7 protein-coding genes are annotated in these 11,481 nt (G+C 69.9%); all 7 read right to left on the bottom strand.

The window, feature by feature from the left end:
- Positions 1-10: 10 nt before the first annotated feature.
- Positions 11-1,795 (bottom strand): DNA mismatch repair endonuclease MutL, encoded by a 1,785-nt coding sequence (gene mutL, locus VAE46_RS00455; protein ID WP_322794930.1) that lies wholly within the window; start codon positions 1,793-1,795, stop codon positions 11-13.
- The gene (gene mutS / locus VAE46_RS00460; protein ID WP_322794931.1) at positions 1,792-4,338 is read right to left on the bottom strand and encodes a DNA mismatch repair protein MutS; all 2,547 of its coding nucleotides are present in this window, start codon (positions 4,336-4,338) and stop codon (positions 1,792-1,794) included. The genes mutL and mutS overlap by 4 nt, the downstream gene beginning before the upstream one ends.
- A gap of 66 nt (positions 4,339-4,404) precedes the next feature.
- Complete coding sequence (locus tag VAE46_RS00465; RefSeq protein WP_322794932.1) at positions 4,405-6,138, bottom strand: NADH-ubiquinone oxidoreductase-F iron-sulfur binding region domain-containing protein; 1,734 nt, start codon at positions 6,136-6,138, stop codon at positions 4,405-4,407.
- Positions 6,135-6,608, bottom strand: a complete 474-nt coding sequence (locus VAE46_RS00470) for an NAD(P)H-dependent oxidoreductase subunit E (protein ID WP_322794933.1) — start codon at positions 6,606-6,608, stop codon at positions 6,135-6,137. Before VAE46_RS00470 ends, VAE46_RS00465 begins: the two co-directional genes overlap by 4 nt.
- A gap of 98 nt (positions 6,609-6,706) precedes the next feature.
- Positions 6,707-8,041 carry an NAD(P)/FAD-dependent oxidoreductase gene (locus VAE46_RS00475; RefSeq protein WP_322794934.1) on the bottom strand — a complete coding sequence of 445 codons (1,335 nt, stop codon included), beginning with the start codon at positions 8,039-8,041 and terminating at the stop codon, positions 6,707-6,709.
- Positions 8,038-9,039: a lysylphosphatidylglycerol synthase transmembrane domain-containing protein gene (locus tag VAE46_RS00480; protein ID WP_322794935.1), complete on the bottom strand. Its 1,002-nt coding sequence runs from the start codon at positions 9,037-9,039 to the stop codon at positions 8,038-8,040. Before VAE46_RS00480 ends, VAE46_RS00475 begins: the two co-directional genes overlap by 4 nt.
- A 16-nt stretch (positions 9,040-9,055) precedes the next feature.
- Positions 9,056-11,481 (bottom strand): 6-bladed beta-propeller (locus tag VAE46_RS00485; RefSeq protein ID WP_322794936.1); only part of this gene is annotated, 2,426 nt, incomplete at its 5' end.

Genomic DNA, 11,481 nt, shown 5'->3' on the forward strand with positions numbered 1-11,481 from the left:
GAGGCCGAACCTACCGACGGCCGAACTGGCGCTCGATCGCCTCGGTGCCGAGGTGGATGAGCGTTGGCCGGCCGTGGGGGCAGGTCCGCGGGGTGGCGCTGGCTGCCAGGTCCTCGAGCAGGCGGGCCATCTCTTCGCGGGAGAGCGCCATGCCGGCGCGGACGCTGCTGTGGCAGGCGATGGTGGCCAGGGTGCGGCCGAAGCCGGCGGGGACGCGGTCGTCCCGCTCGATCGCCTCGAGGACGCCGCGGACGGCTCCCACGGGGTCGTCCGCGCGGAAGCCTGGGGGCACCTGCCGGAGCAGCAGGCTGCCGGGGCCAAACGGTTCGAGCACGAGGCCAAGCCGCGCCAGGTCGGGCGCCTGCGCCTCCGCGACCGCCACGAGCGCGGGGTCGAGCTCGATGAGCAGCGGCTCGAGCAGCGGCTGCACGCCGGGCAGATCTCCCGCTTCGACCCGGGCGAGGAGGCGGTCGTACACCACCCGCTCGTGGGCGGCGTGCTGGTCGACGAGGTACATGCCGCCCGGGCCCTCGGCCACGATGTAGGTGGCGTTCAGCTGGCCGACGACGCGCAGCAGGGGGAGGACATCGCGGTGGGGGGCCGGGGGAGCCGCGACCGGGGACGGGTGCGGGCGGAGGGGCCGGGTCAGTGCGAGCACCCCCTGGGTAGGCACCGGCGCCGCGGCCAGTGCGTGAGGCGAGGCCGGGGGCACGCTGGCGGGGGGCGCCGCAGGCGGCGGGGTCTCCTGAAACGCATCGGACGGCGGGGGAGGGGCCCAGGCTGCGGGGAGGGCTGCTTCGAGGGCCGCCCGGACGGCATGGCGGACGGCCCGGGCAACCAGGCGCTCATCTCGGAAGCGGACCTCGGCCTTGGCCGGGTGGACGTTGACATCGACGTCGCTCTCGGGGAGGCGGAGGTGCAGGGCGGCGAGCGGGAAGCGGCCCCCGGGGAGCTGCGACTGGTAGGCCTCGGTGACGGCGAAGAGCAGCGGCCGGCTCTGCACCCAGCGGCCGTTGACGAAGATCGAGATAGCGCCCCGGTTGCCGCGGTGGAGGGTCGGGGGGCCGGCGAGGCCGGTCACTTCGACGTCGCCCTCGCCGTGGACCACGTCGAGCATGGCGCGGGCCGCATCGGCGCCGTAGATCGCGGCAAACGCGTGGCGCATGTCGTCATCGCCGCTGGTGGAGAGGATGCGGCGTCCGCCGGAGACCACATGGAACGCGATACCGGGGTAGGCGAGCGCGTAGTGAATTGCGAGGGTAGTGATGGTGCGCGCCTCGGCGGCGGGCGTGCCGAGGAACTGTCGGCGGGCCGGGATGCGCGCGAAGAGGTCGCGGACGGTGATGGTGGTGCCCTGCGGGGCCGGCCGGGAGGTTCGGCGCACGGGTCGGCCTTCGACCAGCGCGAGGAAGACGCCCACCGGCTCGCCCGCGGCACGGGTCAGGATTTCGATGTCCGCGGCTGCGGCGATCGAGGGCAGCGCCTCGCCGCGAAAGCCGAGCGTGTGCACGCGGCGGAGGTCCTCGGCCGTAGCGATTTTCGAGGTGGCGTGGCGCTCGAAGGCGAGCTCAACGTCGCCCGGCGGGATGCCGTGTCCGTCGTCGACCACTTCGATGCGGGTGATGCCGCCGTCGTCGAAGGCCAGCGCGATGCGCGTGGCGCCTGCGTCGATGGCGTTATCGAGCAGTTCGCGCACGACCGAGACCGGGCGTTCGACAACCTCGCCCGCGGCGATGCGGGACGTAACCTCCGGCGGGAGGACCCGAATGACCGGCGCCCGGGCAGCGGCGCTCACGGCACCTGGCTCCCGGAGCGAACACGCGCGCGGAGCTCGTAGAGTTTCTGGATCGCTTCCATGGGGGTCATGCTGTCGATATCGAGGCGGGCCAGCTCCTCTTCGACCGGGGACGGACCGGCGAAGAGCGGCGGCTGCAGCGCCAGCTGTGTCTCGCGGCCATTGCGGCGGGTGGTCTTCGGGCGTCCGGATTCAAACTCAGCGAGGAGGTGCTCGGCACGGGCGATGACGGCGCGCGGCAGACCCGCCAGCCGGGCGACGTGGATACCGTAGCTGCGGTCGCTCGGTCCGGGCACGATGCGGTGCTCGAAGACGACCTCGCTGCCCTCTTCGCGAACGGCGACATGGGCGTTGCGCACGCGCGGGAGGATGTCTTCGAGGGCCGTCAGCTCGTGGTAGTGGGTCGCGAAGAGCGTGCGCGCGGCGACCTCCTTGCGGTTGTGGAGGAATTCGATCACCGCCCGGGCGATGGCCATCCCGTCGAAGGTGGAGGTGCCCCGGCCGACCTCGTCGAGGATGACGAGAGAGCACGGCGTGGCCCGGTGGAGGATCTGGGCGGTTTCGACCATTTCGACCATGAAGGTGCTCTGGCCGGCGGCGAGGTCGTCGTGGGCGCCGATGCGCGAGAAGATGCGGTCGAACAGCGGCAGGCGGGCCTCGGCCGCGGGCACGAAGGAGCCGGCCTGGGCGAGCAAGGCGATGAGCGCCACCTGGCGGAGGAAGGTGGATTTCCCGCTCATGTTTGGCCCGGTGATGATGAGCACCTGGGTGTCGTCGCCGAGGATGCAATCGTTCGGGACGAAGCGCCCGGGCCCGACTGCGACTTCGACCACCGGGTGGCGGCCCTCGCGGATGACGACATCGCCATCGGTGAAGACGGGGCGGGTGTATCCGCGCTCGGCAGCCACCTCGCCGAGACCAAGGACCAGGTCGACGAGGGCGACCGATTCGGCGATGGCCTGGAGACCTGCGAGGTCGGCTGCCAGCGATTCGAGCAGGCCGGCGAACGCCTGACGCTCGAGCTCCACGAGGCGGTCGCGGGCCCCCACGAGGCGGGACTCGTGCTCCTTGAGCTCCTCGGTCACGTAGCGCTCCGCACCGACGAGCGTCTGGCGGCGCTGGTAATGCGGCGGGACGAGGGCGGCGTTGGCCGCACTGACCTCGATGTAATAACCGAAGACCTTGTTATGTCCGACTTTGAGCGACTTGATGCCGGTGCGCTCGCGTTCGAGGCGCTCGAGGCCGAGGAGGTAGGCGCGGGCATCGCGGGTGAGCGCGTGGAGCGAGTCGATTTCGGGGCTGAAGCCGGGGCGGATGACGCCGCCCTCGTCGAACGAGGCAGGCGGGTCCTCGGCGAGGGCGGCATTGAGGGTGGCGAGGGGCCCGGCGGCCCGGGCCAGCGCTTCCAGCGACCCGGCGAGCAACGCGGGCAGCTCCCCGTTCGGGGCGAGGCGGGCGCCGAGGTCGAGGCAGCGGCGCAGCCCGTCTCGCAGCGAAGCGAGGTCGCGCGGGGTGACCGTTCGGGCGCCCACTTTTCCGGCCAGCCGGCCGAGGTCGGGCAGCCCGCGGAGGACGGCCTCCGCCTGCTCGCGCTCGATCGGGTGGGCGACTGACCATGCGACCGCGTCGTGGCGTGCGGCAAGGGCGCCGGGGTCGCGCAACGGGTGGGAGAGCCAGTACCGCAGCAGGCGGGTGCCCATGGGGGTGCGGCAGCGATTGATGACAGCCAGCAGCGAAGAGGCCTGTCCCGGGGCCGGGAAGACATCGAGGTTCCTGAGGGTGCGCGCATCGATGAGGAGGGCGCCGGAGGCGTCGTCGGCGCGAACGCGCTGGAGGGCGCCCAGTGCCGCCGGGAAGGTTTCGCGCAGGTAGACCAGGATGTGGGCCAGCGCGGCCGCGGCGGCGGGTCCGGGCACGAGCGCATCGCGCGCCTGTTCGCCAAACTGCCGGGCGATCTCGGCATCGATGGCGACCTCGCTGAGCAGGGGACGAAGGACAACCGGCACCCGGGCATCGACGGCGTCGGCCTGGTCTTCCACCAGGAGCTCCGCGACCGGCGAGCGGCCAAGTTCGAGCGCGGCTTCGTCGCCCGGGACGATGCGCACTTCGCCGGTGGTGATGTCGGCGAGGGCGAGGGCCGTGTGATCACCGCGGCGGGTGAAGGCACCGAGGTAGTTCGGGCAGCCAGCTTCGAGCGACGCCTCGGAGGTGACGGTGCCTGCCGTGACGATGCGGACAACGTCGCGCGGGACTAGGCCCTTGACTTCGGAAGGGTCGGCGAGCTGCTCGCAGATGGCGACGCGGTAGCCGCGGGCGACCAGCCGGGCGACGTGGGTATCGATGCTGTGGTGTGGGACACCGGCGAGCGGGACGCGCAAGTCCTTGCCCATCGGCTTGGAGGTCAGGGTTATCTGGAGTTCCTCGGCGACGAGTTTGGCGTCGTCATCGAATGTCTCGTAGAAATCGCCGAGACGGAAGAAGAGGATGGTGCCCGGGTAGCGTTTCCGGAGTTCGAGGTACTGCTGCCTGATGGGCGTCGACACGCGTCGCGGCTCCAGCCCCGCGCCGGGGGATAGACCATTGTAGGGGCGAACGGATGTGCGTGCCTGTCAGTCGGCGGCGACAGGCTGCGGAGCTGCCGGTCGGCGGGCCCAGCGCCCGGGCATGAGGCCCCGGCAGACGCCGGCGCGGCAGACCTTGTCCACGATGTGCTCCACGTATTCGTCCCGGAACGTCTTGAGGGAGGTCTTGATGCTCGTCATGGAGAACTGGCCGTGGAGGCAGTTCGACCAGACGAGGGTGGAGATGAGTTGCTCGAAGTTCTCGAGGTCGGCATCGCGGCCGCCGCCCGCGGCGATCCGGCGGAGGATTTCGACGGCGCGCTGGGTACCGCCGTGGCAGGTGGTGCAGCGCCCGCAGGATTCGTCCTCGCAGAACCCGAGGAAGAACAGGCAGAGGTCGACGATGCAGGCGGACTGGTCGAAAAAGACCACGCCGCCGGAGCCGAGGAACATGCCGCGCTCGCGGTAGGGGTCGAGGGTGAGGGGTAGGTCGATATCGGAGGCGGGGAGGACGCCGGAGAGCGGACCGCCTGGCTGGAAGCCCTTGAGGGGGAGGTCGCCGCTGAGTCCGCCGGCGTACTGTTCGAGGAGGGTGCGGACCTTCGGGCCGAAGGGGATTTCGATGCAGCCGGCCTGCTTGACGTGGCCGGAGAAGGTGAACATCTTGGTGCCCTTTTCCTTGGCGTCGGAGACGGAGCTCCACCAGGCCGCGCCGTTGCGCAGGATGAGCGGGGCGTTGGCATAGGACTCGACGTTGTTGACGTTCGTCGGGCGGTTCCAGAGGCCGGCCTGGGCGGGGAACGGCGGCTTGATGCGCGGCATGCCGCGGTAGCCATCGATGGAGTTGATGAGGCCGGTCTCTTCGCCGCAGACGTAGGCGCCCGCCCCAAGGAAGACGATGAGCTCGAAGTTTCGGCCGGTGCCGAGGATGTCTTTCCCGAGGAGGCCGCGCTCGTAGGCCTGGTCGACCGCCTTCTTCATCCGGGTGAAGGCGAGCGGGTATTCGTAGCGGATGTAGATGTAGCCCTCGTCGGCGTGGGTGGCGAGGGCGGCGATGAGCATGCCTTCGATGATCAGGTGAGGGTCGCCTTCCATGAGGATGCGGTTGACCCAGGCGCCAGGGTCGCCTTCGTCGGCGTTGCAGATGAGGTAGCGCGGGGAGGCGGTGGCGTTGCGGAGGAAGTCCCATTTTCGCCCGGTGGGGAAGCCGCCGCCGCCGCGGCCGCCAAGGCCGGAATCGAGGACCTCCTTGATGATTGCCTCGGGCTCCATTTCGAGGGCCTTGCCGAAGCCTTCGTAGCCGCCGTGCGCGAGGTAGTGGTCGATGTCTTCGGGGTTGGTGCGACCGAGGTTGGCCATCAGGCGGCGCACCTGGCCCTTCATGAAGGGATGGTCTTCGAGGAGCGGGATCTCGGGAGTGGCGTTCCCCTCGATGACGCCGAGGGCGAGCTCTGGCAGGTCGCGGCCCTGGGCGATGGCGGCGATCAGGTCATCGACCCGGTCGGGGGTGACGTTGCCGTAGAGGATGGCCTGGGTGCCGGCTGCGGAGCGCACGGAGACGCAGGGTTCGAGCCAGCAGAAGCCCCAGGAGCCGGTGATCTCGACGTCGGCATCGATGGTGCGGTTGGCAGCCGCCTCGCGCAGGCGGGCGAGCGTCTCCTCGGCGCCGCGAGCGATGGAGGAGGTGTCGAGCGTGACGCGGATGCGGACGCGCCCGCTGGACTGTTCGGCCTGCCACTTCGCCTTTGCCCGGGCGATGAGCTGTTCGAGGCGTGCGTTCATGCGCGGTCTCCCAGGGAGCGGATCAGTTCGCGAGCGGATTCGGGCGTGAGGTTGCCGCGGACGCGGCCATCGACCCAGATTTGCGGGGCTTCGTGGCAGGTGCCGTTGCACTGCCCGACGTGGAGGCCGAAGCGGTGGTCGGGGGTTTGTTCGTTGAGGGCGATCCCGAGCTCCTCTTCGATCGCCTCGCGGATGGCTTCACCGCCGCGGAGGCGGCAGGCCGGGCCGCAGCACCAGGCGATTTCGTGCTGGGCGGGCGGGTGGGTGCGGAAATCGGAGTAGAAGGTAACGGCGCCGTAGATGAGCGCCGGGGTGGTGTTGAGCTGGCGGGCGATGACCTCGATGGCGGTTCGGGGAATCCAGCCGTAGGTTTGCTGGACTTTATGCAAAGCGGGCATGACGTGCCCGCGCCCGGGCTGGAATTCAGCGACGAGTTCTCGGAGCTCCTGGACACCGGGTTCAGCGGCCATGCGCGGGGTCCTCGCTTGTGAAATTGAGCACACTATAGCGGATGGGCGGGCCACGGCCTATGGCGGCGCCCACCCCGCGCCGACCCGCCAGTGGCGGCCTAAATGCCGACGCCGAGGCGGGCCACGAGGGCGCGCCAGTCCTCGTCCATGAGCCCCGCCGCCTTCTCTCCGAGCAGCAGGCTGTAGTTCTGGCCGCGGTCTTCGGGGTAGACCTGCGTCGTGTTCGCGAGGTACAGGCCGGCGATCCCGGTCTGCATCGGCGGGATGGAGCGCGAGTAGTGGGTGGTGATCACCGGTTGCCCGCCCGGGTCCTTGAAAAACCAGCGGTCGCGCACCCACGAGGGGTCGAAGGCGGGATTGAGGCGGCGAATACCGCTGAGGTAGTACTCGAACACCTGGTCAGCGTCCATCTGGAGCACGGGGTGACCGGGAGAGGTGTAGTTGGAGAGGTAAACGATGTGGTTCCCGCCGTACCGCTCGGGGGGCATGAAGTTCGTGTGCTCGATGCACGCGACGAAGGGGAGGTCATCGCCGATGGAGAGCCAGTAGTAGGGCGTGAGCGGGCGGTCGAGGGCGAGGACCAGGCAGGTGGCCCACTGGTAGCGGACGCGCTCGAGGATGTCGCGGTACGAAGGCGGCAGGTCGGGGCAGATCTTGAGGGTGATGACGTTCGGCGTCGTCATCAGCACGGCGTCGAATTCGTGGTAGGACCCGCCGGCGCGGAGGCCGTGCACCTGACCGGCCTCGTGCACGATCGCTTCGACCGGCGTCGAGAGGTGGATAGCGACCCCTTGCGCCTCCAGGCGGTCGGCGAGGGCGCGGTAGTAGCGCTTAAAGCTGCCCTCCAGGTACCCCAGCAGTTCTTTGGAGGAGCCGCCTTTCCGTGAGGAGAAGCGGAGATAGATCTTGTTCCAGAGCCAGACCATCCCGACCTGGTCGGCCTGGTCGGCAAATTTGCCCTTCAGCAGCGGGCCCCAGAAGGCATCGAAGGCGCGCTGACCGACGGCGCGGAGCATCCATTCGCGGGCGGTGACGCCTTCATAGCGCTCGACGCCATCGGCGCGGCGGCGGAGCCAGAGGGCGGCGAGGCCGAGGCGGATGCGGCTGGCCAGCGGGATGGCGGTGAAGCGGAGCAGGTCGAGCGGGGTGACGAAGGGGTACATCCGCCCGCGGACGAAGTGGGCGTTGCGCGGTTCGATCCAGCGCAAGTGGGGCCCGAGCCCGAGCTCTTCGATGTAGCGGATGACGGTGGTGTCGCTGGTGAAGATGTGGTGGTAGAAGCACTCGAGCTCTTCGCCGCCGACCGGGAAGGTGACCACCTGCCCGCCGACCTCGTGGCGGCCCTCGAAGATGGTGACCTCGTGACCGCGTTCGCGGAGGACGCGGGCGGCGGCGAGCCCGGCGACTCCGGCTCCTACGATGGCAGCCCTCACGGCATCAGCCCCTGCTCCTCGACCTCGACCCGGGAGATGCGGCGGAAGGAGAGGCCGAAGCTCCAGAGCAGGATGAGGCCGAGAACGGTGGTGGGAACGAGGATGACGCCGTGGGCCACCACCGAGTAGGCGCTGGCTACCGCGGGGTCGACGCTGGCGGCGACGAGGACCAGGCGGGCGGCCCATTCGAACGGCCCGGTGCCCCCGAAAAAGGTGGGAATGATGATGGCGAGGTTGGCGGCCGCGAGGAGCAGGCAGTAATGGGCGAACGACACGTCCATATCGAAGCCCAGGCCGATAACGGCGTAAGCGCCGGCCTCGATGGTCCAGGCGAGGACGCTAAAAAGCGCAACCAGGGCGAGCGGCCCGGGCTGGTGGACAGACCGGAGGCTCCGGACCAGGTTTTCGGCGACGCCCTCGAGGCGGGGTTCGAAGCGGTCCGGCAGCCAGGCGAGCAGACGATGGATGATGCGGAGGGCACGTTCTTCGCGCAGGGTGAGGACGTAGAAGCCGATAACGGCGGCGAGGAAGAGCAGCGTCGAGGCTGCGGCGATGGCGCGGAGGCGCCCATCTTCGAAGCCGACGAGAGCACCCGCGACGAGCAGCATGAGCACGAGGGTGCAACCATCGAAGAGCCGCTCGACGGCGATGGTGCCGAAGGTGCCGACTGTGGAGACGCGCTCGCGTTCGCCGAGGACGTAGGCGCGGACCAGTTCGCCGGCGCGGGCAGGCAGGAGGTTGTTGGCCATGTAGCCGATGATCGCGTAGGGAAAGAGGCGGGCCGGGCTCATCGCCGCGACCGGCCGCATGAGGACCGACCAGCGGATGCAGCGCGCCGTGATGGCCACGAAGAGGACGGCGGTGCCGGGGATGAGCCAGCGGTAATCGGCATCAGAAAGGGCGGCGCCGAGCTCGCGGGGGTGCGTGGCGCGGAGGAAGAGCGCGATGAGGACGGCGCTGACAGCGAAGCTCACCCAGAAGCGGAGGGAACGGAGCACGACGAGGCCTTTCGGGTCAGCGGGAGAGGTCGAACTGGCGGACGCGGGCCGCGCCACCTTCGACCACCCAGAGCTTACCACCGGGGATTTCGACCATCCCGTAGGGGCGGGACAGGGGTTCGCTGCCGGCGCTCAGCTCGCCGAGCGGCTCGCCTGCCGGGCTGTAGAGCCGCACGCGGTTGAGGGACGGCAGGCTGACAGCGACGCGCCCGTCGGTCAGCACGCGCAGGTAGGGCTTGTCGTTGACATCGACGCCGCCCCAACCCTCGACGGGGAATTCGCGGAGGTAGTCGCCGTCGGGCGAGAGCACCTGGACGCGGCGGTTGTACATGTCGGCGACGTAGATTTCGCCGCCGGGACCGAGGGCGAGACCGACCGGCTCATCGAATTCGCCGGGCCCGCTGCCGCTGCGGCCAATGGTTTTTATGTAGCGCCCCTCCAGCGTGTAGACCTGGAGGCGGTCGTGGCCGGTATCGGTCACCCAGAGGTTGCCGGCGGCATCGACGATGGCGTCGCGCGGGCCGAAGAGGTCGAAGTCCCCGGGCGTGGCGCTGGAGGGCGCCTGTCCGAAGCCCGCGACGGGCCGGAGGCTGGCGTCGAAGACACGGATGCGCCAGCCGAAGGTGTCGGCGACGATGACCTCGCCGTTCGGGCTGAGCGCGAGCCCCCAGGGCTGCGATTGCTCGGCGGGGTTGGCCGGGTCGTCGCGGATGTCGACCCATTGGAGGAGGTTGCCGGCGGGGTCGAACTTCTGCAGGCGGCGGCTGGCGCTGTCGATGACGTAGAGGTTGCCGGCCGCGTCGCGTTCGAGGTCGACGGGGGCGAGGAACTGGCCGGGGAGGGTGCCCGACCCGCCGAAGAGCGGCCGACCATCGGCGTCGGTGGAGGGGCGCGGCGGCTCAACCGGGCGGGTCGCAATGCGGCCGGTCGCGGGGTCGAAGTTCACCGGGAAGAAGGCGTAGGCGTCGGTAGAGCCGGGCAGACGGCCGGAGTCGTGGTCGCGCCAGTAGGTGAGCCAGGCGGTCAGCCAGCCGTGCTGGAGGAACCCCTCGGCGATATGCCGCCAGGTTTCGAGGCGGAACGGTCCGCAGTTCCCGCTCCGCGATGTGCAGGACTGCCCCGGTTCGACGGCCATCGCCCACTTGTAGGTTTCGTCGTACCACCAGCGGTGCGGGTAGCGGATGGGCGCCGCGTACTGCGGAACCCCGGGCTGCAGGAGGTAGTCCTGGACGCGCCCGAGGTTGCCGGCGGCCACGAGCATCACCTGGTAGGTGCCCGGGGGCTGCCCGGTGGAGAAGTCGAGGTAGGAGACCGCGCGGTAATCGCGCAGGTACCAGGCCCACGGCCAGGCGAAGGAGTCGGTGGTATCGACCGCGATAGGGAGGTCATAGCCGAGGCCGGTGGCATCGGCAAGAGCGTTGATCTGGTCGGCGATATCCTTCAGGGCCGGCGAGGACTGCGTGTAGACGAGGAGGTCCTTCGGTACGTCGCCGCGTTCAAAGGTGGCAGCGAGCATCGTCCGGGCCGAGAACGGCAGCAGTGCGCCGACAATCACGGCGACGGTGAGCGGCGCAATCGCCGTGCGCCCCAGGGGCCGGGCAACCACCACGAGCGCGCCGAGCGCGACGCAGGCGATGATGCCGCGCAGAGCGTGAAAGGCGACGCCGCCGGGCAGGTAGGCAATCGCAAGGAGGGCGCCGAAGCCGACCAGGCCGGCGGAAAGGAGCGGCAGGGCATCGCGGGGCGCCAACGAGCGGCCGGGCCGCCAGCGCTCCCAGGCCCGCTGGACGGTCCAGGCGGCGAGGAGGCAGGCAGGGAGCGCGATGTGCGTGTTGAGCCACGGCATCTTTTCGGCGCCCCACGAAAGGGCCAGCCAGATGCCGGCGAGCCAGGCCACCAGGAAGCGGGAAAACGCGTCGCCGCGGACGACGGCCCACCAGGCCCCGAGGAGGACCAGCGCGAGCGGCAGGAATTCGTAAGCAAACATGAGGAGGTAGTAGTAGAACCAGGGCTGCTCGCCGCGGTGTGCGTCCTGCTGGCTGTACCAGTAGTCGAGCGAGCCCCACGGGCCACTGACGAGGCCGTTGAGGTTCGTCCAGAGGGAGGTCGTCAGGGTGAGGTAGACGACGGCCGAGAGGGCAAAGGCAATGCCCCAGACCTTCGGGCGCCACTGGAGCCCGGCGAAAGCCGCCATGCTGACGGTGACGGTGAAGAGGCCGAGGAGGGCGACCTGGTCACGTGTATCTAGAGGGCCCTGGAGCCGCTTTTCCCAGCTGAGGCGGTCTTTTTCGATGAGGCCCAGCGGCTCGAGGAGGGTGACCCGGGCGACGGGCGTGAGCAGGGGCAGGCAGAAGGTGCCGAGGAGGAGGAGAACTTCGCCGGGCCGGGGGAGGTCTTCGCCCCAGTCGAGCCGGCTGCGCAGCCGGCCAAGGAACGGCCAGA

The sequence above is a fragment of the Tepidiforma sp. genome (assembly GCF_034433535.1).
Classification (GTDB): Bacteria; Chloroflexota; Dehalococcoidia; order Tepidiformales; family Tepidiformaceae; genus Tepidiforma.